This is a genomic window from Microbacterium sp. M4A5_1d (genome assembly GCF_053345465.1).
Window position 1 is genome coordinate 1,135,864 of the sequence record NZ_JBKFAD010000001.1, and the last position, 24,528, is coordinate 1,160,391.

28 protein-coding genes and 1 pseudogene are annotated in these 24,528 nt (G+C 68.3%); 5 read left to right on the forward strand and 24 right to left on the reverse strand.

The window, feature by feature from the left end; translation table 11 throughout:
- Positions 1 to 11: 11 nt before the first annotated feature.
- The 3 genes from ACLBWJ_RS05470 to ACLBWJ_RS05480 all read right to left on the reverse strand — a co-directional run bounded on the left by ACLBWJ_RS05470 (position 12) and on the right by ACLBWJ_RS05480 (position 2,986).
- Entirely contained in the window at positions 12 to 1,394 is a 1,383-nt protein-coding gene (locus ACLBWJ_RS05470) for a hypothetical protein (protein ID WP_447659860.1), read from the reverse strand.
- Positions 1,391 to 2,536 carry a DUF2510 domain-containing protein gene (locus ACLBWJ_RS05475; RefSeq protein ID WP_447659861.1) on the reverse strand — a complete coding sequence of 382 codons (1,146 nt, stop codon included), beginning with the start codon at positions 2,534 to 2,536 and terminating at the stop codon, positions 1,391 to 1,393. The genes ACLBWJ_RS05470 and ACLBWJ_RS05475 overlap by 4 nt, the downstream gene beginning before the upstream one ends.
- Before the next feature lie 123 nt (positions 2,537 to 2,659).
- Positions 2,660 to 2,986, reverse strand: coding sequence for a hypothetical protein (locus ACLBWJ_RS05480; protein ID WP_274178486.1), 327 nt, complete (start codon positions 2,984 to 2,986; stop codon positions 2,660 to 2,662).
- A gap of 55 nt (positions 2,987 to 3,041) precedes the next feature.
- Between ACLBWJ_RS05480 and ACLBWJ_RS05485 the strand changes: the two genes are divergently transcribed.
- Positions 3,042 to 3,530, forward strand: coding sequence for a YajQ family cyclic di-GMP-binding protein (locus ACLBWJ_RS05485; RefSeq protein WP_071918434.1), 489 nt, complete (start codon positions 3,042 to 3,044; stop codon positions 3,528 to 3,530).
- Between the two features lie 421 nt (positions 3,531 to 3,951).
- The gene (locus ACLBWJ_RS05490) at positions 3,952 to 4,548 is read left to right on the forward strand and encodes a hypothetical protein (protein ID WP_274178485.1); all 597 of its coding nucleotides are present in this window, start codon (positions 3,952 to 3,954) and stop codon (positions 4,546 to 4,548) included.
- 128 nt (positions 4,549 to 4,676) lie between these two features.
- Here ACLBWJ_RS05490 and ACLBWJ_RS05495 read toward each other — a convergent pair whose 3' ends face one another.
- From ACLBWJ_RS05495 to ACLBWJ_RS05525, 7 genes are all read right to left on the reverse strand, one after another.
- Positions 4,677 to 5,213: a hypothetical protein gene (locus ACLBWJ_RS05495; RefSeq protein ID WP_274178484.1), complete on the reverse strand. Its 537-nt coding sequence runs from the start codon at positions 5,211 to 5,213 to the stop codon at positions 4,677 to 4,679.
- A 139-nt stretch (positions 5,214 to 5,352) separates the two neighbouring features.
- The gene (locus tag ACLBWJ_RS05500) at positions 5,353 to 5,553 is read right to left on the reverse strand and encodes a hypothetical protein (protein ID WP_274178483.1); all 201 of its coding nucleotides are present in this window, start codon (positions 5,551 to 5,553) and stop codon (positions 5,353 to 5,355) included.
- 129 nt (positions 5,554 to 5,682) lie between these two features.
- Positions 5,683 to 5,844: a hypothetical protein gene (locus ACLBWJ_RS05505; RefSeq protein WP_274178482.1), complete on the reverse strand. Its 162-nt coding sequence runs from the start codon at positions 5,842 to 5,844 to the stop codon at positions 5,683 to 5,685.
- Positions 5,845 to 6,088: 244 nt separating this feature from the next.
- Positions 6,089 to 6,394, reverse strand: coding sequence for a hypothetical protein (locus ACLBWJ_RS05510; protein WP_274178481.1), 306 nt, complete (start codon positions 6,392 to 6,394; stop codon positions 6,089 to 6,091).
- A gap of 101 nt (positions 6,395 to 6,495) precedes the next feature.
- Positions 6,496 to 6,897: a hypothetical protein gene (locus tag ACLBWJ_RS05515; RefSeq protein WP_274178480.1), complete on the reverse strand. Its 402-nt coding sequence runs from the start codon at positions 6,895 to 6,897 to the stop codon at positions 6,496 to 6,498.
- A gap of 766 nt (positions 6,898 to 7,663) precedes the next feature.
- Complete coding sequence (locus tag ACLBWJ_RS05520; protein WP_274178479.1) at positions 7,664 to 7,903, reverse strand: hypothetical protein; 240 nt, start codon at positions 7,901 to 7,903, stop codon at positions 7,664 to 7,666.
- A gap of 14 nt (positions 7,904 to 7,917) precedes the next feature.
- Entirely contained in the window at positions 7,918 to 8,166 is a 249-nt protein-coding gene (locus ACLBWJ_RS05525) for a toxin HicA (RefSeq protein ID WP_274178478.1), read from the reverse strand.
- Positions 8,167 to 8,384: 218 nt separating this feature from the next.
- Between ACLBWJ_RS05525 and ACLBWJ_RS05530 the strand changes: the two are divergent.
- A pseudogene (locus ACLBWJ_RS05530) lies at positions 8,385 to 8,543 on the forward strand (helix-turn-helix domain-containing protein); the annotation flags it as partial.
- Between the two features lie 108 nt (positions 8,544 to 8,651).
- Here ACLBWJ_RS05530 and ACLBWJ_RS05535 read toward each other — a convergent pair.
- The 11 genes from ACLBWJ_RS05535 to ACLBWJ_RS05585 all read right to left on the reverse strand — a co-directional run bounded on the left by ACLBWJ_RS05535 (position 8,652) and on the right by ACLBWJ_RS05585 (position 19,646).
- Entirely contained in the window at positions 8,652 to 9,590 is a 939-nt protein-coding gene (locus ACLBWJ_RS05535; RefSeq protein WP_274178552.1) for a hypothetical protein, read from the reverse strand.
- A 211-nt stretch (positions 9,591 to 9,801) separates the two neighbouring features.
- The gene (locus ACLBWJ_RS05540; RefSeq protein WP_274178477.1) at positions 9,802 to 10,779 is read right to left on the reverse strand and encodes an alpha/beta hydrolase; all 978 of its coding nucleotides are present in this window, start codon (positions 10,777 to 10,779) and stop codon (positions 9,802 to 9,804) included.
- A 40-nt stretch (positions 10,780 to 10,819) separates the two neighbouring features.
- Complete coding sequence (locus ACLBWJ_RS05545) at positions 10,820 to 12,115, reverse strand: ABC transporter ATP-binding protein (protein WP_269267378.1); 1,296 nt, start codon at positions 12,113 to 12,115, stop codon at positions 10,820 to 10,822.
- Between the two features lie 46 nt (positions 12,116 to 12,161).
- On the reverse strand, positions 12,162 to 13,010 hold the full coding sequence (locus ACLBWJ_RS05550) for a carbohydrate ABC transporter permease (RefSeq protein ID WP_094262209.1): 849 nt from the start codon (positions 13,008 to 13,010) through the stop codon (positions 12,162 to 12,164).
- Positions 13,010 to 13,945, reverse strand: coding sequence for a carbohydrate ABC transporter permease (locus tag ACLBWJ_RS05555; protein ID WP_240309690.1), 936 nt, complete (start codon positions 13,943 to 13,945; stop codon positions 13,010 to 13,012). Before ACLBWJ_RS05555 ends, ACLBWJ_RS05550 begins: the two co-directional genes overlap by 1 nt.
- Positions 13,942 to 15,204 (reverse strand): extracellular solute-binding protein, encoded by a 1,263-nt coding sequence (locus tag ACLBWJ_RS05560; protein ID WP_274178476.1) that lies wholly within the window; start codon positions 15,202 to 15,204, stop codon positions 13,942 to 13,944. The genes ACLBWJ_RS05555 and ACLBWJ_RS05560 overlap by 4 nt, the downstream gene beginning before the upstream one ends.
- A 141-nt stretch (positions 15,205 to 15,345) precedes the next feature.
- Positions 15,346 to 15,711 (reverse strand): hypothetical protein, encoded by a 366-nt coding sequence (locus tag ACLBWJ_RS05565; protein WP_274178475.1) that lies wholly within the window; start codon positions 15,709 to 15,711, stop codon positions 15,346 to 15,348.
- Positions 15,708 to 17,093 (reverse strand): FAD-dependent oxidoreductase, encoded by a 1,386-nt coding sequence (locus ACLBWJ_RS05570; RefSeq protein ID WP_447659862.1) that lies wholly within the window; start codon positions 17,091 to 17,093, stop codon positions 15,708 to 15,710. The genes ACLBWJ_RS05565 and ACLBWJ_RS05570 overlap by 4 nt, the downstream gene beginning before the upstream one ends.
- A gap of 53 nt (positions 17,094 to 17,146) precedes the next feature.
- On the reverse strand, positions 17,147 to 18,202 hold the full coding sequence (locus tag ACLBWJ_RS05575) for a polyprenyl synthetase family protein (protein ID WP_274178473.1): 1,056 nt from the start codon (positions 18,200 to 18,202) through the stop codon (positions 17,147 to 17,149).
- 48 nt (positions 18,203 to 18,250) lie between these two features.
- On the reverse strand, positions 18,251 to 18,988 hold the full coding sequence (gene ubiE / locus ACLBWJ_RS05580; protein WP_112616737.1) for a bifunctional demethylmenaquinone methyltransferase/2-methoxy-6-polyprenyl-1,4-benzoquinol methylase UbiE: 738 nt from the start codon (positions 18,986 to 18,988) through the stop codon (positions 18,251 to 18,253).
- Positions 18,989 to 19,103: 115 nt separating this feature from the next.
- Positions 19,104 to 19,646 (reverse strand): DUF402 domain-containing protein, encoded by a 543-nt coding sequence (locus tag ACLBWJ_RS05585; protein WP_354452201.1) that lies wholly within the window; start codon positions 19,644 to 19,646, stop codon positions 19,104 to 19,106.
- 25 nt (positions 19,647 to 19,671) lie between these two features.
- Here ACLBWJ_RS05585 and ACLBWJ_RS05590 point away from each other — a divergent pair, with 25 nt between their 5' ends.
- Positions 19,672 to 20,964 carry an isochorismate synthase gene (locus ACLBWJ_RS05590; protein ID WP_354451207.1) on the forward strand — a complete coding sequence of 431 codons (1,293 nt, stop codon included), beginning with the start codon at positions 19,672 to 19,674 and terminating at the stop codon, positions 20,962 to 20,964.
- Positions 20,965 to 20,998: 34 nt separating this feature from the next.
- Here the strand turns inward: ACLBWJ_RS05590 and menD are convergent, their stop codons facing one another.
- Positions 20,999 to 22,810, reverse strand: coding sequence for a 2-succinyl-5-enolpyruvyl-6-hydroxy-3-cyclohexene-1-carboxylic-acid synthase (menD, locus tag ACLBWJ_RS05595; protein ID WP_447659863.1), 1,812 nt, complete (start codon positions 22,808 to 22,810; stop codon positions 20,999 to 21,001).
- 1 nt (position 22,811) lies between these two features.
- On the reverse strand, positions 22,812 to 23,216 hold the full coding sequence (locus ACLBWJ_RS05600; RefSeq protein ID WP_447659864.1) for a PLD nuclease N-terminal domain-containing protein: 405 nt from the start codon (positions 23,214 to 23,216) through the stop codon (positions 22,812 to 22,814).
- Positions 23,217 to 23,269: 53 nt separating this feature from the next.
- On the opposite strand from ACLBWJ_RS05600, the gene ACLBWJ_RS05605 reads away from it, so the two are divergent.
- Positions 23,270 to 23,530 (forward strand): DUF4229 domain-containing protein, encoded by a 261-nt coding sequence (locus ACLBWJ_RS05605; RefSeq protein ID WP_112616729.1) that lies wholly within the window; start codon positions 23,270 to 23,272, stop codon positions 23,528 to 23,530.
- A gap of 18 nt (positions 23,531 to 23,548) precedes the next feature.
- Here the strand turns inward: ACLBWJ_RS05605 and ACLBWJ_RS05610 are convergent, their stop codons facing one another.
- Positions 23,549 to 24,517, reverse strand: a complete 969-nt coding sequence (locus ACLBWJ_RS05610; protein ID WP_323987304.1) for a 1,4-dihydroxy-2-naphthoate polyprenyltransferase — start codon at positions 24,515 to 24,517, stop codon at positions 23,549 to 23,551.
- Between the last annotated feature and the right edge of the window lie 11 nt (positions 24,518 to 24,528).

The following is a 24,528-nucleotide window of genomic DNA, read 5'->3' on the forward strand; positions in this document are numbered from 1 at the left end:
CCGCCCCGGACTCACTGCGTTGCGACCCACGCCTGCCAGTCGGCCTCGGTGAAGTCCATGCTGTCGACGAATAACCCGCCACCGAGGACCATGTCCACTGCCAGCGTCCAGGCCGTCCCGTCGCGGGCATCCGCGTAGGCGTAGAACGAGCCCGCAGCGTCGTACGCGAGGTTCGCGTCCTTGCTGCGCAGCGCCTCGTCGGTGAAGGCACCCATCCCCTGCGCGGCGACGGCGGCCTTCACCTCGGGCCGGAGGTACCCGGGATCGGCGAGACCCGATTTCCATTCGACGAAGCGGGCGAACCCCTCGTGGACCGCGACGGGCGGTGCGATGAACGACCCGGGGGCGGCCGTGTTGTGGAGGGCGTGTGCGAACTCGTGGACGAACACCTTGTCGCGACCCGACGCGCTGCCCGGGCCCATCACGATGAGCGTTCCGGACGTGTCGGATCCCGTCGCGATCGCGGGATCGAGGAAGCGCTGCGCGATCTGCGGACGCAGGGTCGGACGGGCGTAACCGGCGACATCCATGTCCCACGGCGTGCCCTTTCCGTACTGCCAGCGCTGGAAGCGGTCATCGTCGTCGGTGATCGCCGATACGAAGCCGTCCTGCGTCGGCTCGCCGCCGAGGGCGCGGATCGTGTCGAGCGCGATGACGGCCGATCGCTCGGCCGCATCCGCGTTCTGATCGACCAGCTCGGCCTCGTCGCTCATCCCGAACAGGACGACGTGATCGCGCTTGGTGACGTAGATTTCGCCCTCGTCCCACGGGTTCGGCTCGCGCGCGGGGACGATGGACGTAATCGTGGCGGGCTCGGGCGGTTCCGTCTCCTCGTACCGGTCGAACGACCGACTGGGGACGGTACCGGGCTCGAAGGTCACGGTGTAGGCGAAGCCCTGAATGAGGTCGAGGCCGGCGTCGCTGTCACCGTCGCCTCGCTGCGGCTGCGCCGCGAATGCATACTGAGCGCCGAGGATGACCTCGATGGTGCCGGTCTCGTCGACGTCGATGTCCGACGGCGCGATCGCCGCCACATCCCACCCGATCTTGCTCGAGTTATCCCACCACAGCGCGAGCTGAGTCGCCGCGTCACCCGTGGCGTGAGCGAGGAACCGCTCGCGATCCTTGTCGCGCATCGCGGCGTTCATCTCGGCGAACGTGGCGCTGGTGGGAGTCGCGAGGTCGTTGTCGGCCCACGGCGCCCACCCGACCGGAACATCGGCCGTCGGCCCGGTCTCGGGCGTCCGCGGCCACAGCACGACCCCCGCGGCGACGGTCATCAGCAGCGCACCGATGCCGAGCGAGGCGATGACGATCTGCATCGTGCGCGCCGCGCGATTGCGAGGCTTCGGCCGCGGTGATGCCACAGGGTGCGCTTCAGTCGTGTCGGTCATCGGGTCTCCGCCTTCGAGATGAGGATGATGCGGCGTTCGGAGTCGGTCGTCAACTCGCCGCCGACGCCTGTCGAGGCGAGAACGAAGACGTAGTCGGTGCCACCGGAAGAGATGAGGTACTGCTCGAGCGGCGCCGGGGTGTTGGGGTCGTTGTGCCAGCCCATCAGATCGGTCATCGGTGCAGCCTGGCCGACGACGGGGAACCCGGCGGCGAGGGCGTCGATGTCGATGCCGTCGTCGAAGGACGTCGAGGTTCCGCCGCTCAGGCAGACCGCGGCCAGCACGCCTTCGGTGCGCGCGATCTCGGACATCTGCGACAGCACCACGTCGGAGGTGTAACAGGCCTGATCGATACGGGCGGGCTCGAAGCTCGTCGTCGCGACGACCGCTCCGTCGTACGCCGACGCCGAGGCGGCGCCCGTCACCCGCCAGGGACCGATCGACGTCGGCGTCTCTCCCTGACGCGCGCCGGAGGGCACATCGTCACCGTAGTAGTAGGGCCGGGTCAGCCAGATCTCGCGGGTCGAGGTCGCCGTCTGCGGCGTGCCGTCGACGGTGAAGGTGTAGGTCATGTCGACCAGCGCTTTGGCGGTGTCCGCGCCGCTCGGCGACTCGTAGCCGGCAGTGCCGTTGGTTCCATAGAGGATGCCGCGCCTGTCGTACTCGATAGAGAGGTCGAGCACCTCCGCGGCGCGCGCGTCGCCGAACAGCGGGGTCGCCGACCCCGAGATCGCGACGTACCCGGGCGAGGCGTACTGCGTCCAGCTGGGCTCGTCGGCTGTGGCGGCGGCGAGGAAGCCGTCTACGACATCCGGCGCCTCCGAGGTCGCGGCGGCGTTGGCCGAGACGACGGTCCAACCGACGAATCCGGCTGCGCCGATGACGATGAGAAGAGTCGCCGCGAGCACCATCCAGGTCGCACGCGTCATCACCTTCTGCCCCGGGTCCTTGGACGCAGGGGCGGAGGCAGCAGCGGGTGCCGCCGCCGGCGCGGCATCCGTCGAGGACTGCTCGGCCGCGGGATACGGCGAGACGTGGTCGGTCCATCGCTGGCCGTCCCAATACCTCAGCTGCTGCTGTCCCGATGGGTCGGGATGCCAGCCGGCCGGCGCGGTCGGAACAGAGTCCGGCACGTCGTTCACACGTCCCCCTCGCCCCGGCCGCGAGCACCGCCGGTTCGAGACGATGCTATTGGGTTGCGCGAAGTGGCTCGTACGCCTGCTTTTCCGGGTTGGATCTGCTATTCGCCGAGGTCTCCCTCAGCGTCAGATGAACCAGCCGTTCAGGAATCCGGTCCCCAGCAGCACCTGCCCCCAGCCGAGGACCAGCGCGACCACGGGCCACCCGTATCCTCCTCGGTCGCCGCGCGCCGCGATCAGCCCGATGATGCCGAGCACGCCGCCGAGAGCTCCCGCCGCGATCGAGATCGGCAGGGCGACGAACAGCATCCATCCCCAGAGCGGATCCACCGTGTATCCGAGGACGACCACGACAGCGACCGGGAGGATGCCGATGCCCGCGAGGATCGTCGCGGCGATTCCCCACCCGCGGCCGCGGCGGCGCCAGGGCCGGTTAGCGGGCTCACTCGTCATGGCGCGAGCCTAGCCTCCCCCGGCGCGCGGCCACGGGCGCGGCTAGAGTAGCGGCATGGCAGATTCCTCGTTCGACATCGTCAGCAAGATCGATCGCCAGGAGGCCGACAACGCGCTGAACCAGGCACGCAAGGAGGTCGAGCAGCGCTACGACTTCAAGGGCACCGATGCCTCCATCGAGTGGTCGGGCGAGTCGATCCTCATCAAGGCGAACTCCGAAGAGCGCGCCAAGGCCGTGCTCGACGTCTTCCAGACGAAGCTCATCAAGCGGGGCATCTCGCTCAAGAGCCTCGACTCGGGCGAGCCCACCGCTTCCGGCCGCGAGTACCGCATCGTCTCGACGCTGAAGGAGGGCATCTCGTCGGAGGATGCCAAGAAGATCAGCAAGATGATCCGCGACGAAGGTCCGAAGTCCGTCAAGTCGCAGATCCAGGGCGATGAACTGCGCGTGCAATCGAAGTCGCGCGACGACCTGCAGGAAGTGCAGCGGATGCTGAAGGCGGCCGACCTCGACGTCGACCTCCAGTTCGTCAACTACCGCTGAGACTAGTCTCTGATCTGGGCTTTTCCGTTAGCTGTCCGCGGATTGTCCGCCGGAGCGCGGACCAAAGCCATGAGGTCCGCCGCGGCGGCTCGCGTCTTGTCCTCCGCAGAGGGCCACAGGTGGCTGTAGACGTTCAGGGTGATCGACGGCTGAGAGTGGCCTAGCGCGCGTTGCACCGTGACCACATCGCACCCGCCGCAATCAGGCTCGAGGCGTAGGTATGGCGCAACGCGTGCAATGTCACGTCCTCGGGCAGACCTGCCGCCTTGCGGATCCGCCGCCACTGCTCGCCCGCGTTGTTCCGATGCCACATCTGATCGAGCGGCGTGCGGGCTTGAGGCCTCCCAAGAGGTGTAGGGCCTTTTCACACACGGATCTTTTTGGAGCGGGGCACGGCTCGAGCTGCTGCGATCATTCTCCTATGCCTGCGTTCGTCGCCAGTCCCGCACCAACCCCGTCAGCGGCACCGCCGTTCGAGTGGTGGGTGTTCGTAACGGACCTTGTCGTTCCGTTCGTCGCCATCCTCGTGCCCACGATCATCGCGATCGCTCTCTTCAGGTCAGAACGGCGCGCGGCCGCAGAAGAGCGTCGCAACGCGGCCGACGAGAAGCGTCGAGAGCGGGAGATCGAAGGTATTCGCGGCGCTGAGCGGATGATGAACCACCTCGTGGCGGCCGGCTACGAGGCCGACTTTCGCGAGGCCGCTCGCGTCCGATTTCGCGCAGTGAACGAACTGGGCACAGTGAAGATCAACCTCGGACCCGCGAACGATGCGGTCTGGAAGTGGATCGTTGAAGAGGTCAACATCGTGGCTGGCGGTCTCGACGAACGCGATCCCGAGAACAATCTGCCGGTAGACCTCGAGCTCATCGTCCATCGTGGCGCTCGTTACTCGAACGCGATCTTCGAGTGGTTGAGCGGTGAGATCGATCGCGCTTGGTTCGAGACGGCAGAACACGCGCCGCTCAAGGAAACTCAGCTGCTTCAACCCGACAACGATCCTCGCGACGGTCGCTGAGCGCTGAAGGCGTCGCTGCTCTCTGTGGAAAACGCCGGAAACTTCGGGGGGGTACGGACCCTACACCTCCGGGAGGGCCTCAAAGGGGGAAGGAGGGGGTGGCCCCCTCTCGTCAGACGTTGTGCTGCTTAGATCGCGTCTCGAAGAGATAGGAAGGCATCGTAGCGCGCCTTGTCGGTCAGCAGATCTGGGTCTGTGCTGTAGCTCCGACGCACTGAGACATCGATTCGCTCATCGTTCAGCGAGAACGAGAACGCCATGCCGCGGTGCCGCGCGCGGTCCTGGACGCCCTGGTAATAGCTGTGCGCCGACCTGACTTCCAAGTCTGTGACAGAAGAAGCAGGCCAGAGGCGAGCCGTGAAGCTGCCCTCGTCCCCTCGCATTGCTGTTACATCAGACACCACGAAGAATCCAGGGTAGTAAACGATGACTCGACCCGTACCGCTCTCGTCGAGCTCACCGGTGAGTGCGATCGGTTGGCGGTCTTCTCCCCCCGCCAAGAGAAGCGACGATAGGAGCCTGCCGGTGTTGTGCTTGACGGGTTCCCCGCTCCAGCCACTCGCCGCGTCGCGTAGAAGCTCGCCCCACCCTGCGAGTTGTTGCAGCGCGTTGTAAATCCGGTCGCTTGGAAGCTCGGTGTCTCGTTCGGGCGTAGTGGTGCTCACGCGCAAACCATAGCGACAGAATTCGTCAGCGAGCAATAGATCGATTGGTTTTGGTGTTCTGCCGGTTTCGGCACCAGTAGCTTGCACATAGGGCAGCCCCCGACCGCTCGTTCCGAGGTTTGGTCGGGGGCTGCTCGCGCTAACTCCGGTTCTCGAGGGCGTCGACCCGTCCAGCGATCTTCAACAGCGCGGACACGACTGCCTCGTTCGTCGCATTGACGATCACCCACCGCATGTCAGGCTCGCTCCGACGCGGCATCACGCCGGCCGGCGGCGTCTTGGATGCGATGGTCTGCCTGGCCCGCTCGAGCAGTTCGTTCACTTCGTCTTTGAGCGTCATGTTCGGACATTACCGACTGTCGGATGTCCGCGCGATAATACCGCCGTGCCTGATTGGTCGCAGATGTTTGCTGCGGTGAAGGGTCCGCTGTAGCGCCGTCGTCCCACGCGCGATTACAGGTGAGCCCGGTCAACGTCCCGCTTCGTGTCGCCGGATGATCCAGGATAGGTAAAACGCCCCGACGACTATGGGAGCAAGCCCCACGACGAGCACCGGCCATCCGAGCATCCAGGGCAGTGCTGCAGACGCGCCAACGACCGCGACGAGTCCCAGCCACTCGAAGAAGCTCATGCGCTCATTATTGGAGTTTTGACGGGAGCCCGCACCATACTCAAGCAAAACGTATACAGCCCCGACTGCCTCGCCTTGACGTCAGAGGGGCTGCAACGCAGGGCGGAGCGGGCGTCAGTACCGAACGATTCCGCGCTGAACCATCGCCCTGCGCATCTCGGCGAACACCGCGGGGCTGAGCGGCGAGCCGTCGGCCCGAGACACGGAATCCAGAGTGCGCAACTCTTCGCCCGCCTGGAAGAGATCAGATCTCGCCGGTAACGGTGAAGTACACGGCCCACCCGGCGGTCACGATAGCGAGCGAGTGCGTAACTAGCTTGGCGCAGTCGCGGCGCTTTGCTGCGGCCGTGCGTGTCTTCTCATCGGTGGGGGCGTCCGAATCCGAGTACGCGAACGACACCGCGGTAAGTGCGGCGGTCACGGCGAGCACGAGCTTTGGATTGAGCTTGAGGTCCGGGAACCACTCGAACGCGTCGGGCGCCCATCCGAAAGCGCCCAGCATCAGTGCGACGGGAAGGAGCAGTACTAAACCCCGGCGGATCGGTCGCATTCAGTCAGCGTAGCGTTCCCTCGAATCAACGATCGCACACAGATGGTTCAGCCCCGCCGCCTCACCTGGAGATCGGTCGGGAGGCTGAGGCGGGATCTCCGTTAGCCGGCGGAGATGAAGACGCTGTCTCCTCTCGCGTTGCGCACTACCCAGAGGCCATCGTCCACCTGATCGCTCGGAACCGTGACGGGAACCTTCGTAGTGATCGACTCGGCCGGCGGGAACAAAACCCCGATCCTGCTGAACTCATTATCGATCGAGACACTGTAGTCATCCATCGTGGTGAAGCTACGTCCAGAAGCAGAAACGAACGCGACGGTAAGGGAGAAGTAGGGGTCCGCGCCAGTCTCGCTAATGTTCTGCGAACCCGCCGCTTGTGCTTGCTGGTCGCCGGCTGCCCAATCGACGCCTAGCTGAAGTGGCAACACGACGTATCCGTCATTCCGGACCATGTCTCCAGCAGCTCCGACCGACCACATCGAGTCGTTTGAGAGCTTGCGCATCTCGCCGACAGTGATCGGATTTCCTCGCGATCCCCTCTCCGCCTCAGGAGTTGGGGTGGGTGTCGAGGGTATCGGAGACGGCTGCGGGGCAGACTCAACTGTGCTCGCTACGGGGGCAGGGGCTCCCGAACATGCGGTCAGGCCAAACATGAGTGGTAGCGCCAGCGCTACCAGTGATTTCGTCCGCACGCTCTCCCCCAGGTTTTCAAATGTGCGCGTCGATCATATAGCCCCTGTCCCGCTCAGGCTGACCCCGTCGACGGGATCTGGACCACCTCGGTGTGCACAGCGACTCACCATGCTGGGGTAATGGCACGCGGGATGGCTATCCGCGCCGACGAGTCACAGCATTGCGCCACACCACCGTGTTTCATCTCCCCAGCCGGGCTCATCCAGTACTACACGACGACACGGTCGTTCCACCCATGCGCGACCGCAGCGATCCGTTCCGCCGGCTTGTGAGGCCACGACACCCACGCCCACACCATCGGGCGCTTCTCAGCCCACTCGAGCGGCTGCGGCCCATACGCCTGCATCGGGATAGTGCAGGGCGGGATACGCATCATCGTCTGCTGCGACAACTCTGCAGCCCGCCTGTCGATCGCGTCCGCGTACCGCTTGTTCATCCCCATCTGGCCGGGTACCCACTTCCTCCGGCCGAGAGGTTTCCATGATACGCCGTGTCAACAAGCCCGCCAGCACAAATGTCGACGCCTCCGACGCGCCGGGCTGAGAGGGGCGTCGGAGGCGTCGAGCGCGTTCGGGGCTACCCGACGAAGATGCTGTTCAACTCGCGAGTCCGCGGGCGAGGAACGTCCTCGCCGTTGGCGTACATGTCCTCGAGAACATCGTTCAACAGGTCGCGCAGCCCAGAAGCTGCGAGGACACGGTTGTACTCAGAAACCCAGCTCAGGGAAGGAAACTCCTTGACGATGGCGACGTACTCGCCGGTCTCGCGGTCGCGACCGGTCTGGACATCGTAGTCGCGTGCGTAGTAACGCTGCATGACGGCCTCCTGGCTCAACTATTCTCCACCCGATCTATGGCCGCAAGGACTTGCAGAACCTGGTAACGCTTGGCGTTGCCCTTGTCGTTCTGGATGTTCACTCGCGGGTCACCCGCCCACGGAGTCTTGAAGACTGCATGACTTGTGCTACTACGTCGGGGGTCTCCGAAGTATTCCACACAAACCTTCTCAAGGTCTGAGAACCGGACGTTCTTGGGGCTCCTTCGCATCGCCGCGACGATATCCGCGACGCTGTTCCCCATGATCTGAGCGTAGCGGGTGTCTGACGTGGCTGGCATCATCGATCCATGACCGGGGGCTTCGACATCGGCTCAGAGCCGCATCGCGAAGCGTGCGGCACCGTCATGCGCACGGTCGACGGGGCTACCAGTGCGGTGGGTGCGGGTGGGAACTCGACATCCGGTGGGTTGAACGTCCGACCAGCGGGGACGACCTGCCAGGCGTCCACGGCCGCTGACCGGTGTCACCTCAGCACGAGGCAACTGTCGACGTTGCCGAGATAGCCCGAGTGCTGTCGGTAAGCCCGGACACGGTCTACCGGTGGGCGCGGTCAGGAGTCATACCCGCCCTCAAGATCGGCAACCGCTGGCGATTCATCGTCACCGAAGTGCTCGAGAGTGTCCGCCAGCAGGCAGAGCCAGACCCTGACCCCTGGCACCAGTCCCCCAGAAGGCGCCGCAGCCAAGCAAGGGTGGGAAAGACGGTGGGCGAGGGAAAGAGGGGCGTTCTAAACATCGCTCACATCGGGCCTCATATGCACAGCCGCCAGTGCTGCCTCAATCCGGTCCGCCAGCATCGCAGCGCCTTTCGTGCGCCTCGACCTCAACTCCCGCAGAGACTCGGCAGTGAGCCGTGCCAGCTCACGATACTGGCCGCGCAGTCGTCGATACTCCTGAGCCAGCGACGGCCGAATGCCTCCTGCCCACTCGAGAATGACGGCACGACGGCCCTCGCTCCGCGCGAAGGACTTGCGGGCTATCTCCTCCTTGTCGTCCTCGGAGAGCCACTTGAGATCTGTCCTGCCCTCGTCGATCAACATGTCAATGTGCTTCTCGATGCCGGGGCGGACCTCCCGTTCTTCGCTTGCGACCGCCCGGATCCACCGAAGGGGGTCACGCTTTGCCAGCGTCATCGCAACCCGCTTCGCGACGGGCCACGGCACCAACCACCCGTCCGCATCACGGTAGGTGTCAGGGTGCCCCAGAAGCTCTGCAACGCTGATCGTGCTGATGGCACTCAGCTGTTCGGGATCATTCACCTCGAGGGTGCCACCAGGCTTGTATCCGATGAACGCGACGTCGGATGGCACAGCGTTGAGGACGACACCCATCGCCGCGTCGCGCTCGTCCTCCACAAACGGGTGCCCCACGGCTCGGGACAGACGATCAAGCGATTCGATGTAGGCGTCTCGTGCGCCCCACGGAACCCGGCACCGCCTGATGGGTGACCAGGCCGCGCGTGCACTCATATCCAGATCCAGGTGCTGCACCTTGACGCGCTGGGGGCTGCCTTCAGCAACCTCGAGAAGCTCCACTCGACGCCAGCGCTGCTTTTCTACGTGCCACCACAACCACTCCTCGCCGACATCAAGGTGCGTCGGGTACTGCTCGGGGATCAGCTGTCCAACCTCGCGTGCTAGTAGTTCGATCTCGTCCCGCCCGCTCATGAGTCCAGGGTGTCCGTGAACCGCCACGTAAGCCAAGCTGTCCGCCCAGAGTCCGCCAGAGATCCAATCGAGACCAAACGACAACAACGAAGGACAACCGGTAACTCGCAGGTCAGAAGGCATATCCCGCTCTCGCCAATCAAAGGCAACCAGCAGGATGCAGTTCGTCAACTACCGCGGACGCTCCCCCGCACCATCCCGGGCTGAGCGCTCACCGGTCGAGGCCGCTGACGAACGACACGAGTCGGTCAGCGGCCTCGGCACGTGCGGGCGCAGCCGAGAGGAAGACGTCGTGCAGGGCGCCCTCGATGCGGGCGATCGTGACGGTGGCGGCGATGCGGGTGGCCGCGCGTGCGATGTCGTCGACGACGAGCACCGAGTCGGTCGAGGTCATCGTGTCGTTCCAGCGCAGCGGCGACGTCGACCGCGCCGAGAGCAGAACGAGGGCCGGTGCGCCGACCTCCACGCCGGCCGCGACGCGCGCATGCCCGGCGATGACGGCGGCGAGCCATGCGGGATGCGTCGGGAAGCCCCGTTCGGGACGCCAGCCGTCGGGCGCATCGGGCAGGCTGCCCACCTCGCGCTGGGCCCGCGTGTAGAACCCGAGATCGACGGCGGGGTGGGCACCGCGCGGGTCGAAACGCGCCCGCACCTCGACGAGCGGCGCGACCGCCTGCCGCCCGAGGGGGCCGAGCTGCAGCTCCAGCCACGGGCTGTTCAGCACCACGGCTGCGGCTCGCCCCGGGTGGCGCGCTGCCCACAGGGTGAGCGTCAGTCCACCGGTGCTGTGCCCGAGGAGTACCAGCCGCCGGCCCTGACGCTCGGTGTCCATCGCAGCGAGCGCCGCCTCGATGTCGTCGTCGTAGACATCGAGCGACGTGACGTACCCGCGCGCCTGTCCGGGACGGACGCTGCGCCCGTACTTCCGCAGGTCGAGCGCGTGGAACCGCGCGCCACGATCGGTGAAGATCCGCGCGAGGTCGGTCTGGAAGAAGTAGTCCGACCAGCCGTGGACGTACAGCACGTCGATGTCGCGCCACGCGCCGAAGAGGCGGAGCCCCGGATGCGGCATCGCCCGCACGAGTGTCGCGACCACGTCGCCCTCGTCATCCGACCCGAGCGGAAGCGTCGCCTGCTCGAAGCCGGGACCCAGCAGGTCGGGACCCCACGTCACCTCATCCGCCCGCATGCCCCCACCCTAGGTCGTGGACATCCGCGGGCGCAGGGCGTCAGGCGGCGGAACTCTGCTGCGAGCCCGAGCCCGCACCAGAGCCGGTGCGACGGGCCTCACGCTCCTGGGCACGCTGGAGCGCGCGCTTGCGCTGCTCGCGGGCATCGTCCTCGAGCTTCGCTGCCCTCTCCTCGTCGCGCGTGAGGTTCTCTCCCGTCTCGGGGTCGAACACGTGCAGCGAGTCGGGCGAGAACCACAGTGTCGCCGGATCCCCCGCGCGGATGTTGCTGAGCGAGTCGAGCGCCACGACGAGCTCAGTGCGGAGCCCCTCTCCGTCGAGATCGCGGTCGAGCTCGGCGAGCTTCTCGCGTACCGATTCCTCGACCTCGAACGGGATGTAGGCGTACAGCACCTCGCCGAGCCACTCGGTCATCTCGACATCGACCTCGGCGCGCACACCACCCTCGAGCGGACGGTCGGAGGTCTCGGCATCCTCGAATGCATCGGGACGCACGCCGACGATGACGAGCTCGCGGTCTCCGATCGCGCGGCGCAGCCGGTCATCGAGCGGAACGTCGAACATCGGCAGCTTGAGGGTGTCGCCCTCGACCGTGCCGTGCAGGAAGTTCATCGGCGGCGAGCCGATGAAACCGGCCACGAAGAGGTTCACCGGCTGCTCGTACAGCCCGCGCGGGCTGGCCACTTGCTGCAGCTCGCCGCGGCGGAGCACCGCCACCCGGTCGCCGAGCGTCATGGCCTCGGTCTGATCGTGGGTGACGTAGACGGTCGTCGTTCCCAGCGAACGCTGCAGTCGGGCGATCTCGGTGCGCATCTGCCCGCGCAGCTTGGCGTCGAGGTTCGACAGCGGCTCGTCGAACAGGAACGCCCGAGCGTTGCGCACGATCGCGCGGCCCATCGCCACGCGCTGACGCTGGCCACCCGAGAGGTTCGCCGGCTTGCGCTCGAGGTGCTCGTCGAGCTCGAGAAGGCTCGAGGCCCGCCGCACGCGCTCGTCGATCTCGTCGTCGGGCACGTTGCTCGACTTCAATCGCATCGGGAAGGCGATGTTCTCGTACACCGTGAGGTGGGGATACAGCGCGTAGTTCTGGAATACCATCGCGAGGTCGCGATCCTTCGGCGCCTTGTCGTTGACGAGGTCGCCGTCGATGAGCATCTCGCCGCTTGTGATGTCTTCGAGGCCCACGATCATCCGCAGGAGCGTCGACTTGCCGCATCCGGAGGGTCCGACGAGGATCACGAACTCGCCGTCTGCGATGTCGAGGTCGACGCCCTTGACCGCCGTGAAGCCGTCGTCGTACGTCTTCACGATGTTCTTCAGCGTGATGGAAGCCATGACGTTCCCTTCGAGGTAGACGCGGCGGCGGCGGGGATGCTGGAGGTCATCCCTTGACCGCGCCCTGCGTGAGGCCGGAGACGATCCGGCGCTGGAAGATGACGACGACCACGACGATCGGGATCGTCACGATGATGGCGGCCGCCGAGATCGCGCCCGTGGGCTGCTCGAACTGCGACGCTCCGGTGAAGAACGACAGAGCGGCGGGCACGGGGCGCGCCGCACTCGTCGAAGTGAGCGAGATGCCGTAGACGAAGTCGTTCCACGCGATGAAGAACGCGATGATCGCGGTCGTGAAGACTCCGGGCGCCGCGAGCGGGACGACCGTCTTGCGGAAGGCCTCGAACGGCGTCGCGCCGTCGACCTGCGCCGCCTGCTCGAGCTCCCAGGGGATCTGGCGGAAGAAGGCCGCGAGCGTCCAGATCGCGATCGGCAGCGTCAGCGAGAGGTACGGGATGATGAGGCCCAACCAGGTGTCGTAGAGGCCGATGACCCGCCACAGGTTGAACAGCGGCGTCACGATCGAGACGATCGGGAAGACCGACACCGCGAGCGCGGTGACGAGGATGATGCGCTTGCCGCGGAACTCGAGTCGCGCGATCGCGTAGGCGCACAGCGTCGCGAGAACGACCGCGACGAAGGTGGCGATGAGCGAGATGCCGACGGAGTTGCGCAGCGCCGGCAGGAACAGGTCCTGTGCGCCGCCGCCCGGCGCGAGGATCTCGGTGTAGTTCTCGAGCGTCCATTCCTGCGGGAGCAGGGTGCCCGAGAACAGACCCGACGGCGTCTTGAACGACGTCATGAGGATCGAGAAGACGGGGAAGAGCGACCACACGAGCACCGCGATGATGATCGCGGCCCATCCGATCCGCTGCGGCCAGGTAAGCGTGCGCATCAGGAGTTCCGTCCCGTCGCCAGGTCGACCTTGAAGCCCTTGATGAAGATGGCGGCGATGATCAGGACGCTGAGGAACAGCAGCACAGAGATCGCCGAGCCGAGCCCGATCTCAAGGCGCCCGATCGAGGTGTTGTACGCGAGCAGCGACAGCGCCTCGGTGTCATTGGCGCCACCGGTCATGATGTAGATGTTGTCGAAGATGCGGAACGCCTCGAGCGTGCGGAAGAGCACGGCGACCATGATCGCGGCCTTCATGTTCGGCAGGATGACGCGACGCATGACCTCCCACCCGGTGGCCCCGTCGACCTTCGCGGCCTCCTCCAGATCGCCGGGCACCTGCGCGAGGCCCGACAGCAGCAGCAGCGAGATGAACGGCGTCGTCTTCCACACCTCGGAGAAGATGATCACCACGAGGGAGGTGCCCTGCTCGGCGAACCAGTTGAGCTCCGGGTCGAACCCGGGGATCCAGCTGAGCCAGTTGTTGACGTACCCGCCCGAGTTGATGTCGAACGCATAGAACCAGGCGAAGGCCGCGACGACGGTGATGATGCCGTACGGCACGAGGATCGCGGTCCGCGCGAGCCCGCGGAGCTTCTTGATCGCCCGGTGCATCACCAGCGCGAGGAGGAAGCCGAGGATGAGCTCGAACAGCACGGTCACGACCGTGATGAAGAGGGTGACCCCCATCGACCGCCAGAACGCGGGGTCGCTGAGCACCACCCGGTAGTTCTCGAAGAGGACGAACGACCGCTCATCGGGCGCGGTGAGTCGCAGGCTGAACAGCGAATCGAACAGGGCCTGCCCGATCGGGTACATCGTGACCAGCAGCATGATGACGAATGCCGGTCCGGCCAGCATCCAGCCCAGTCGTCCCTCCGCACGCGCCCGGGCCGAGCGTCGGGGCCGCGGCGATGCATTCTCCCGCGTGCTCACAGCAGACGCTCCCCTCGCAGAACGGCGAGGATGAACTCGCTCGATGTTCTCGGGGTGGTGTCGGGGTTCACAGCTGCCGGCGGGTGCCATGTCCGCTGGAGCCCGATCGAGATCTCGTTGTAGTACGGCGTCTGCGGACGCGGCACACCGAGGTCGAGCGACTCGCGGATGGTGTCGGCCATCGGGAACTCCTCCTGCACGCGAGGGTCGTCGTAGGCGGCGGCGTTGGACGGCGGGTTGCCGTCGGTGACGAAGTACTCCGACTGGTTCTCGGGCTGGACGATGCACTCGACGGCCTGCCAGGCGAGGTCGGGGTTCTTGCTGAAAGCGCCGACGCCGAGGTTGATGCCGCCCACGGGAGGCGCGGCGGGCTTGTCGGCATCGACACGCGGATAGACCGCCCAGCCGAGGTCATCGGCGATGGCGGGGTCGGCGCCCGTCATCGCCGGCCACACGAACGGCCAGTTGACCATGAAGGACCCCTGCTCGCCCTGGAACAGGTTCATGTTGGCGTTCTCGTCGGCGGTCGGGAGACCCGGCCCGCCGAGCCCGTCGGACCCGATGCGGTGGATGATCTCCGCCGCGGCTCGTCCCGCGTCGCTGTCGAGCCCGAGCTCGAGCTCGTCAGCGGGCGCCTCGGGGTTCTTCAGGATCTCGCCGCCGGCCGACGCGACGAGAGCGTTGATCCACACCGTCAGCGACTCGGCCAGCGCGCCCTGAACGCCGAGCCGCAGATCCTGCTCCTGGGCGACGGCGATGATGTCGTCCCAGGTGACCGGCTGCGACATGTCGAGGCCCGCCGCCTCGACGACCGACTGCCGATACCAGAGCAGCTGCGTGTTGGCCCAGAAGGGAACGGTCACCAGCTCGCCGCCCCAGCTCGCGGAGTCGACCGCGCCCTGGACGATGCCGTCGGTGTTCTGCAGTTCTTCCGGGACGTCGTCGAGGAAGCCGGGCTCGGCGAGCTCCGGGATGAACGGCGGGTCGAGGCTCATGATGTCGAGCGAGGTGTCGCCGGCTGCCAGACGCCGGGCGAGCTGCTCGCGCTGCGACGCCGCATCACGCGGCAGCAGCGACGTCTCGATGCGATACGCGCCGTCAGCGGCATCCGTGCAGGCCGCGGCGATCCGCGCCTGCCCGCCGTCGTCGGGGTTGATGTACCAGGTGAGCGTGGGCACACCGTCATCGGGGGCGCAGGCGCCGAGCGTCGCTGCGAGCGCGACCACCGATGCGGCTGCCAGGACCCGGGTCGTGCGCATCGGGCCTCCTCGTTCCGTATCGTCGCGACCCAGCGCGCTCACGGCACCGGGCGTTCCCCCATCATGGCGTCGGAGGAATACAGCGACCACGGGTTGCCCAACCCGACGCGCTGTAGTACGCCGGGCGGGCGAGGATGCCGGTCAGTTCTCGGCGACCAGGCTCACGATCTCAGCGGGGTCGTCGCCCGCGAACGCGTGCGATTTCGTCTCGAGGAACGCGCAGAGGGTCGACACCATCGCGAGCTCGGTCGACAGGGCGAGCGCGGCGCCGGCTCCGAGCCGCAGTTCGGTCTCGCGCGCCTCGAACGTGATGCGCCAGGTGTTTCCGCCCGGCACGTCCGGCTCGATGTACGTCACGGTCTGCGCGTTCATCATGTTGATCGCGACGAGCCCCGTGTCGCGGCCGAGACTGCCGTCCTGCGGGATGACCTTCACGGCGAGGGAGTATCCGAACTGCCGGAACTCCTCGATCCACGAGACGAGCGTCTCCTTGCTGCGGAAGGTCATCGCCCGACCTCTTCGCCGCGCGAGATGGCGACCATGTCGTCGCGGTCGACGACCTTCACACGCGCGCGATCGGCAGCGGCGCCGAGAGCGATCTCGTGCTCGTCGAGACGGTGCCACCCGTCGAGGTCGGTCCAGGCGACGCCGCGCTCGGTCAGCAGATCGAGGACGCCCTGCTCGGACGGGTCCACCGGCTGCCACCACGACCCCTGGTCGTTGATGACATGGCGCACGGTCTCCATCGCGTCGGACTTCGTGTGGCCGATGAGTCCGACGGGTCCGCGCTTGATCCATCCCGTCGCGTACACGCCCGGCACGCGCTCGTTCGAGTCCTCGTGGAGCACCTGACCCTCGTGGTTCGGGATGACGCCGTGCGTGGCGTCGAACGGCACGCCCGGCAGCGGCGACCCGAAGTACCCGACCGCGCGGTAGAGACCCTGGAGGGCGACCTCGCGCATCTCGCCGGTGCCCTCGACCCCGCCTTGCCCGTCGGGACGCGTCCGCTCGTAGACGAGCGCGGCGACGCGGCCCGCGGCATCCTTCTTGACCTCGACCGGCTTGGCGTAGAAGTGCAGGTGCAGGCGACGTGAGGCCTCTCCCCCGGCGCCGTTGAGGCCCGGGCGCTGACGCCATGACTGCAGCACGCGGTCGATGACCATCACCTGCTTGTTCGACGCGATCGCCGCCTTCGAGGCCTCGTCGTAGTCGAAGTCCTCGTCGTAGACCACGAGGTCGACGTCGCGCAGATCGCCGAGCTCGCGCAGCTCGAGGGGCGTGAACTTGACCTGCGCGGGTCCGCGGCGTCCGAAGATGTGGACATCGGTCACGGCCGACGAGCGGAGACCCTGGTAGACGTTGTCGGGGATCTCCGTGACCAGAAGGTCGTCCGCGTGCTTGGCGAGCAGTCGAGCCACGTCGAGCGCGACGTTGCCGTTGCCGATGACGCCGACGGATGCGGCATCCAGCGGCCATTCGCGTGGGAAGTCGGGGTGACCGTCGTACCAGCTGACGAAGTCGGCCGCGCCGTACGAGCCGTCGGCGTCGATGCCGGGGATGTCGAGGGATGCGTCGCGCACCGCGCCGGTGGCGAAGATGACGGCGTTGTAGTGGTGCTTCAGGTCATCGAGCGTGATGTCCTCGCCGAAGCGGACGTTGCCGAACAGGCGGATGTCTCCGCTGTCGATCACGTCGCGGAGGGCGTTGATGATGCCCTTGATGCGGGGGTGATCGGGCGCGACTCCGTAGCGGACGAGCCCGTAGGGGGCGGGCAGGTGATCGAACAGGTCGATCGAGACGTCGAACTTGCGCTCGGCCTTCAGCAGCAGATCCGCGGCGTAGATGCCGGCGGGCCCGGCTCCGACGATGGCCAGCCTCAGCTTGGTCATGGGTGTTCCTCGTTCCTGGTGGCACCCGAGCGCGGGCGCAGCGGGGGTCTGTGTCAGCTGGCGCGGTCGACGACGACCTCGGCGAACCGGGTCAGCGCGTCGCGCACGGCGCCGGTCGGCAACGGTGCGAGGGCCGCGACGGCGTCGTCGGCCCACTTCTCGGCGAGCTGCCGCGTCTGGGCCGTCACCTCGTGGTCGCGCAGGCGGGCGAGCGGCTCGTCGAGGATCGCGGGATCGGCTCCCTCCGCGATCTCGGCGACGCCGCGGTCGATCGTCGCGGCGAGCTCGCGCGAAGCGGCATCGTCGGCGCGGGTCAGCAACAGGTAGGGCATCGTCGGCACCCCTGCACGCAGGTCGGTTCCGGGAACCTTGCCCGTGGCCTCGGGGTCGGCGGAGAGGTCGATGACGTCATCGAGCAGCTGGAAGGCGACGCCGGCCTTCTCGCCGAACGCGAGCAGCGGCTCGGCCAGCTCCTCCGGCCCGCCGGAGAAGAGCACGCCCACCTGCGCCGCAGCGGCGATGAGCGAGCCGGTCTTGTCGGCGAGCACCTGGATGTAGAACTCGACGGGATCATCGCCCGGCTGAGCGCCGATGGTCTCGTGCATCTGACCGAGCACCAGGCGCTCGAAGGTGTCTGCCTGCACGCGGATGGCTCGCTCGCCGATGCGCGCCATCAGCTGGCTCGCCCGGGAGAAGAGCAGGTCGCCGGTGAGGATCGCGACGTTGTTCCCCCACACCTCGTGTGCGCTGGGGACGCCGCGTCGCTTGTCGGCACCGTCCATGACATCGTCGTGGTACAGCGATCCGAGGTGGGTCAGCTCGAGCGCCGCAGCGCCGGCGATGACGTCCTCGGTCGCACCGTCGCCGAGCTGCGCGGTGAGCAGAGCCAGCATGGGCCGCAACCGTTTGCCGCCGGCTTCGTAGAGGTATCGGGTCTTGGCGTCGACGAGCGCGTCGCTGACGGTGAGCTCATCGCCGAGGCGCGACTCGACGCGCTCGAGCCCGGCTTCGACGGTCGCGAGCAGCTTGCGGGTGCGGGGTCCGGCGAAGATGCGCTCGGTCATCCCGAGGTGCTTCGCCAGCCGCGGCGCGGATGGGCTCGATGTCACCTCTCCAGCCTACCGGCCGGGCGACCGCGCCGATCCGCGCGAGCCGGTTCAGACCGCGGGCTTGACAGCGCGGTGGAGCGCCACGATGCCGAAGGACAGATCGCGGTGCGCGACCTCGTCCCAGCCGGCCTCGCGGATCCACCCGGCCAGGGTGCGCTGGTCGGGCCAGTCGCGGATCGACTCGTTGAGGTAGTCGTAGGCCTCGGCGTTGGAGCTCACCGCGCGCGCGACCAGCGGCAGCACCCGGTCGTTGTAGAAGCGGTAGAGCCCAGCGAACGCCCGGGAGGGCGGCTGCGAGAACTCGCTGATGAGCAGGCGGCCGCCGGGCTTGGTGACGCGCAGCATCTCGGCGAGCGCCTTCTTCGGCTCGTTGACGTTGCGGAGTCCGAACGAGATCGTGACGACGTCGAACTCGGCATCCTCGAAGGGCAGGTTCGTGGCATCCGCCTCGACGAACGACAGGTTCGGGATGCCGCCGCCCGGCGCCTGCGCTCCGTACCGGCGGACGCCCTCGGCGATCATGCCGGGCGAGAAGTCAGCGGCGACGACCTCGGCACCGCTGCGGGCGAGCGAGACCGAGCTCGCACCCGTTCCCGCGGCGAGGTCGAGGATGCGCTCCCCCGGCTTCGGGTCGATCGCGCGGGTGGCCGCGATGCGCCAGAGGCGGTCCTGGCCGAGGCTCAGGACGTCGTTGGTGCGGTCGTAGGCGCCGGCCACCTGGTCGAACATGCCGCTCACACGCGACGGGTCCTTGCCGAGGTCGGCGCGGTTGGGCTCGCTGGTCACGCTCCGAGTCTAGGCGCGGCTGTGCCCGCTCAGCCCCGCCCCGCGAGGTCCCACTTCGGCCGGGTATGGGCGCGGCTTTCCCGGCCGGAGTGGGACCTCGGCGGGCGGACGGGAGTCAGGGGCCCGCGGGGGCGGGGAGGGATGCCAGGATGCCGAGCCAATGGGCGGCCGTGGGGGCGTCGAAGGGCGCTCGGTGCGCGGTGACGGCCGCCTCGAGGTCGACGGCCAGGGCCTCGAGCTCGGCGACGATCTCCCGCGGGTACCCGTAGGCGACGCGATGCTCGTCCCACTCGTCGCGGTCGTCGATCCAGATGCCGCGGGTGGCGGAGTCGACGACATCCAGGTCCATGTCGATCGCCGTGGGCTCGCCGCCCTCGTCCCACCGGGCGTCCCAGGCGATGTCGATGTACACGCGGGTGGGATGCGGCGGAGCGTTCATCGTCAGCACCCACTCGCCGACCGGAGGCAGGAGCATCACGCACGGATGCGTCGCGACGAAGTCGCGTCCGGGCCGGTTGCTGCGGTCGCCGGGGCGCTGGCCGAACCAGTCGCCGTGCTCGTCGCTTCCGAGGTAGGTGCAGGCGTGCACCCAGTGGGTTCCGCCGTTCCACTTGCGCCAGCGGAAGGTCATCGGGGTTCCCGGCACGGGGCGGAGCATCACGCGCCGAGTCTAGGCTGGTCGAGTGAACGATTCTGCGCCCGCCGCCCGGCTGCGCGTGGTCACTCGCGAGATCGAGGCCCCCGACGAGCTGCTGGTGTTCGCCGACCCGCAGCACCCGACGGTGTGGTCGCGACGCGGCGACATCCTCGTGGCGCGCGGCACTGCCGCGGCCTTCGACTCAGCCGACGCGAACCCCGGTCCACGCGAAGCCGCCGACTGGTGGCGCAGAACGGTCGCCGCCGCCGAGATCGACGATCCGGTCGGATTGCCCGGATCGGGAATCCTCGCGTTCGGCGCTCTGCCGTTCGATCCCCGCCCCGACGACCGCGCCGACGCCACGACACCGCCGCTGCACTTCGCGGTGCCTCGATTCGTCGTGGGTCGCCGCGGGTCACGCGCCTGGGTGACCGCGATCACCGCCGACGGCTCCGACCCGGATGCCGCCCTCCCCGCCGCGACCGGCTTCGGCCCGCACTGGTCGGCGACGACCGGCCCCGGAGCGCTGACACCCGACGGCTACCAGGAGATCGTGCGCGCGGGCGTCGACGCGATCCTCCACGGCGACCTGCAGAAGGTCGTCCTGGCGCGTGATCTCGCCGGCACCGTTCCCGCGGATGCCGATCTCCGGCGCCTCGTGCGCGCACTGTCGTCGGCGTACCCGGACACGTGGGCGTTCGCGGTCGACGGTCTGATCGGTGCAAGCCCCGAGACTCTCGTGACGGTGTCGGGCGGCACCGTCACCGCGCGCGTCCTCGCCGGGACGATCGCACGCGGGGCCGACGCCGACGCCGACACGGCGGCATCCCTGTCCCTCGCCACCAGCACGAAGGACCTCGACGAGCACGGCTATGCGGTGCGCAGCGTGCTCGACGCACTCCGCCCGTCGACCTCGTCGCTCGTCGCCGGCGAGCAGCCGTTCATGCTCAAGCTGCCGAACGTCTGGCACCTGGCGACCGACGTCGAGGGCGAGCTCGCCGGGGATGCCTCCGCCCTCGACCTCGTCGCCGTGCTGCACCCTACCGCGGCGGTCGCCGGCACACCGACCCCGAACGCACTCGACGAGATCCGCCGCCTCGAGCCCTTCAGCCGGGGACGGTACGCGGGACCCGTCGGATGGATCGACGCGCACGGCGACGGCGAGTGGGCCATCGCGCTGCGGTGCGCGCAGTTCCGTCCCGGCGACCGCGCCGACGGCGGCGCCTCGATGCCCTTCACCGCCTACGCCGGTGCGGGCATCGTGGGCGCGAGCGACCCCGAGTCGGAGATGCTCGAGACACGCGTGAAGTTCCGGCCGATCATCGACGCGCTGGCCTGAGCGGGCGCACGGGCCGCACACCGGGCGGAGCGACTCAGCGGGCGAGCGGGACCTCGATGAGCTGACGTCCGCCGACCGGCGAGGTGAGCACCTGGTCGAGCGCGGAGCGCGTCGTCACGCGGCGGTACTCCCACCCGTAGGCGAGCGCGAGCTGCTCGAGCCGCGCCTCATGCGGCGTGAAGAGCACCCGGTCGGCGGCCTCCGGCGGTGCGGTGCCGGCGACCTCGAGCCCGTCGAAGATGGTGCCCCCGCCGTCGTTGCCGACGATGACCTGGATCCGGGGTTCGTCCTCGGTGCCGGGAAGCAGCAGCGCGCCGACGTCGTGCAGCAGAGACAGGTCGCCGGTGAGCACGCGGGTCACGCCCGCCCGTGCGTCGTCCTGGCTCGCGACCGCGATACCCATTCCGGTGGCGACGATGCCGTCGATGCCCGCGAGCCCCCGATTGGCGTGCACGGGCACCTTCTTGCCACCGAGCACCGTGTCGGCCACGCGAACGAGCCTCGACGAGGCGAACAGCAGACGATCGTGCGGCCAGCTCGCCCGCCAGACGGCGTCGACGAGCGACTCACGGTCGAGCGGAGCCTTGAGAACGGCCATCTCCGCCGAGATCGCGCCGAGTCGCTCCTGCGGCACCGCCGACGCGAGCCCGTCGACATCGGGCGCCGCGGGGCTCAGGTCGACGGCCTCCTCACGCGATGCGCGCATCCAGGCGCCGAGCCAGGCCCGGTCCGCCTCTCCGGGCTGAACGGACACCGCGGCGACCGCTGTCGTCGTTCCGTTGAGATTCAGGTCCTCTCCTGGGCCGCGCACGGCCCAGACCTCGACCTCCGGTCGCGAAAGCAATGCGGCCACCTCGCGGCTGAGCGTCGGGTGCCCGAACACGACGACCCGTTCCACGGCGTCGGCGAGATCGGGGCGGGAGAGCACCGCACGGTAACCGTGGACGAGGTTGCGCCCGAACCGCGCACCGCTGACGATCTCGGCGACGAGCGGCCAGCCTCCCGCGTGAGCGAGATCCTCCGCCGCCGGACCGGCATCCGCGCCCGCGACGACGAGCGTGTTCGGCCCGCGGGTGAGCTCCACCGGCTCGAGGGGCATCGGGGGTTCGGCTTGGCCGATGCCCCCACCGCCCTGATAGTGCGCGCCCGACACTGTGGCGTCGACTGTTTCGCCCGGCTCGGCGCCGCGGGCGGCCGGGGCGGGCGCGGGCTCGGCGTCCGCGTCGATGAGCCACGGCGGGAGGCCGCCCGACAACGGGTTCCGATACGGCAGGTTCAGGTGCACGGGGCCGGCCGGCCGCGATCGGTCGCCGAGCGCCGCGGTGAGCGCGTCGGCGGCCAGGACGGCGATCTCCGCCGACTGCGCCCCGGTGGGGGCGTCGTCGATGTCCTGCGGCGTCACGGCGTCGACCTCGAGCCGGACGAAGCGCGAGAACATCCCGGGCTGATGCGTCGCCTGATTGGCCCCGATGCCGCGCAGCTCCGGCGGCCGGTCGGCGGTCAGCAGCAGCATCGGCACGCCGGAGTGGTGCGCCTCGAGAACGGCAGGCATCAGGTTGGCGACCGCCGTTCCCGACGTGCATACGACAGCCGCCGGCATCCGGGTGTCACGTCCGATACCGAGCGCGGTGAACCCGGCGACCCGCTCGTCGATGCGGACGTGCAGACGGATGAGGCCCCGCCGCTCCAATTCCGCCGCCACGAGCGCGAGCGCCTGGGAGCGCGATCCCGGGCTCAGGACCACGTGGCGCACTCCCCCGGCGACGAGAGCACCGAGCAGTGCGGCGGCGGCGTCGGTCGCCGGCGCCCGATCCGCCGGCGTCGGAGCGTGTTCGGCCCCGCTCATCTCAGGCGCGCGGGCCGCGTGAGCTGGCCGGACCTTCGGCGTCGTCGTCGCTCGACGACGAGGAAGCGGGCGGAACGTCGCGAGGGTCGTCGGCCTCGGCGTCGAGGGCCGCGAGCTCCTCCTCGAGACGGCGGATGCGCTCGTCCTGGTCTCGCACCGACCCGAGGCTGCCGAGGAAGTCGGGGTCGTCGTCCGGGGCTCGGCGGACGGGAGCGCTCGCGCGGCGGGCGCGTCCGACGACGAACCAGAGGATGCCGCCCAGCACGGGCAGCAGGACCACGATGAGGATCCAGACCGGCTTGCTGACGCCGCGGTGACGGGTCGCGTCCTGCAGCGCGCAGTCGACGATGCTGTACACCCAGAAGGCGAGTGCCAGCAGCACACCGATGAGCAGGAGCCGCGCCATCCCCCCATCCTAGGCGTCCGGCGACCCCCTCGGCCCGGACGTAGAATGGCCGGATGAATGCCCGCTCGGCCGTCGTCTACTCGGTGCTGCGGCTCCTCGCCTTCCTGGTCCCGTTCGGCATCATGATGCTGTTCCCCATCATGCGCGAGTACTACTGGCTCTCAGCGATCTTCGCCGCCCTCATCGGCTTGAGCCTGTCGATGATCTTCCTGCGCCGGCCGCTCGACGATGTCGCTTCGGGCCTCGCCGAACGACGCACGCGCCGCCGCTCCGGCGCCCAGACCGACGCCGAGGCCGAAGACGCCGCGTCCTGACCTCAGGTCTTCCGGGCCTCAGCCGACGAAGGCCCAGAACAGGAACGCGCCGTACGCGACGGACGTCAACGAGGTCAGCGCGAGGGCGACGACCAGTTCACGCGGCTGGCGGTACGTCCAGACGATGAGGATGGCCGACAGAGCCGGCAGCAGCGCGAAGAGGCTCAGCCAGGCGATCGGATAGACCAGGGCGAGCAGCACGGCGATCGCGAACGGCGCCAGGACGAACAGGGTGAAGACGATGCGCGTCGCCGTCCGGCCGATCAGGACCGTCAGGGTGCGCTTGCCGGCGATGCGGTCCTGGTCGATGTCGCGCAGGTTGTTCGCCAGGAGCACGGCGCACGCGAGGAGCCCAGCGCCCACCGCGCCGAACCAGCTCTCCTGGGGAACGAATCCGGCCTGGACGAAGGTCGTGCCGACGGTTGCGACAATGCCGAAGAAGACGAAGACGAAGAGCTCGCCGAGACCCGCGTAGCCGTACGGGCGCTTGCCACCCGTGTAGAACCACGCCGCGACGACGCAGGCGGCCCCGACCAGCAGCATCCACCAGTGCCCCGTCCGCACGACGATCGCGATGCCGGCGACGGCGGCGATACCGAAGAACCCGAGGGCGACGATGAGCACCGTTCGGGGCTTCGCCAGCTTGCCGCCGGTGAGTCGCGCGGGACCCACGCGCACATCGTCCGTGCCCCGGATGCCGTCGCTGTAGTCGTTGGCGTAGTTGACGCCGATCTGCAGTGCGACCGCGACCACGAGGCAGCACAGCGCGATGACCCAGTGCAGGTCGCGGTCGACGAGCATCGCCGCCCCCGTGCCGATGAGAACCGGGGTGATCGCGAGCGGCAGGGTGCGCAGCCGCGCCGCGCCGATCCAGTCGCGAGCCGTCGCCTTCCGCGGCGGCGGAGCCGAGACGAGGCCGCGCTTGGCGGGGTTACCGCCGCGCGGCGCGGGACGAGACGACTTCGGGGAGCGAGACGAGCGAGCCACGAGGGATCATC

Bases quoted from the DNA above. Each gene is read 5' to 3' on its own strand.
- ACLBWJ_RS05600 (WP_447659864.1), bottom strand. From the start codon at position 23,216: ATGGCGCGGCTCCTGCTCATCGGTGTGCTGCTGGCACTCGCCTTCTGG.
- ACLBWJ_RS05565 (WP_274178475.1), bottom strand. From the start codon at position 15,711: ATGACCTTCCGCAGCAAGGAGACGCTCGTCTCGTGGATCGAGGAGTTC.
- ACLBWJ_RS05585 (WP_354452201.1), bottom strand. From the start codon at position 19,646: ATGCTCCGCCCCGTGCCGGGAACCCCGATGACCTTCCGCTGGCGCAAG.
- ACLBWJ_RS05490 (WP_274178485.1), top strand. From the start codon at position 3,952: ATGCCTGCGTTCGTCGCCAGTCCCGCACCAACCCCGTCAGCGGCACCG.
- ACLBWJ_RS05535 (WP_274178552.1), bottom strand. From the start codon at position 9,590: ATGAGCGGGCGGGACGAGATCGAACTACTAGCACGCGAGGTTGGACAG.
- ACLBWJ_RS05605 (WP_112616729.1), top strand. From the start codon at position 23,270: ATGAATGCCCGCTCGGCCGTCGTCTACTCGGTGCTGCGGCTCCTCGCC.
- ACLBWJ_RS05570 (WP_447659862.1), bottom strand. From the start codon at position 17,093: ATGACCAAGCTGAGGCTGGCCATCGTCGGAGCCGGGCCCGCCGGCATC.
- ACLBWJ_RS05540 (WP_274178477.1), bottom strand. From the start codon at position 10,779: ATGCGGGCGGATGAGGTGACGTGGGGTCCCGACCTGCTGGGTCCCGGC.
- ACLBWJ_RS05510 (WP_274178481.1), bottom strand. From the start codon at position 6,394: ATGCGACCGATCCGCCGGGGTTTAGTACTGCTCCTTCCCGTCGCACTG.
- ACLBWJ_RS05525 (WP_274178478.1), bottom strand. From the start codon at position 8,166: ATGGGGAACAGCGTCGCGGATATCGTCGCGGCGATGCGAAGGAGCCCC.
- menD (WP_447659863.1), bottom strand. From the start codon at position 22,810: ATGAGCGGGGCCGAACACGCTCCGACGCCGGCGGATCGGGCGCCGGCG.
- ACLBWJ_RS05480 (WP_274178486.1), bottom strand. From the start codon at position 2,986: ATGACGAGTGAGCCCGCTAACCGGCCCTGGCGCCGCCGCGGCCGCGGG.
- ACLBWJ_RS05485 (WP_071918434.1), top strand. From the start codon at position 3,042: ATGGCAGATTCCTCGTTCGACATCGTCAGCAAGATCGATCGCCAGGAG.
- ACLBWJ_RS05500 (WP_274178483.1), bottom strand. From the start codon at position 5,553: ATGACGCTCAAAGACGAAGTGAACGAACTGCTCGAGCGGGCCAGGCAG.
- ACLBWJ_RS05550 (WP_094262209.1), bottom strand. From the start codon at position 13,010: ATGCGCACGCTTACCTGGCCGCAGCGGATCGGATGGGCCGCGATCATC.
- ACLBWJ_RS05515 (WP_274178480.1), bottom strand. From the start codon at position 6,897: ATGCGCAAGCTCTCAAACGACTCGATGTGGTCGGTCGGAGCTGCTGGA.
- ACLBWJ_RS05560 (WP_274178476.1), bottom strand. From the start codon at position 15,204: ATGCGCACGACCCGGGTCCTGGCAGCCGCATCGGTGGTCGCGCTCGCA.
- ACLBWJ_RS05545 (WP_269267378.1), bottom strand. From the start codon at position 12,115: ATGGCTTCCATCACGCTGAAGAACATCGTGAAGACGTACGACGACGGC.
- ACLBWJ_RS05520 (WP_274178479.1), bottom strand. From the start codon at position 7,903: ATGCAGCGTTACTACGCACGCGACTACGATGTCCAGACCGGTCGCGAC.
- ACLBWJ_RS05505 (WP_274178482.1), bottom strand. From the start codon at position 5,844: ATGAGCTTCTTCGAGTGGCTGGGACTCGTCGCGGTCGTTGGCGCGTCT.
- ACLBWJ_RS05470 (WP_447659860.1), bottom strand. From the start codon at position 1,394: ATGACCGACACGACTGAAGCGCACCCTGTGGCATCACCGCGGCCGAAG.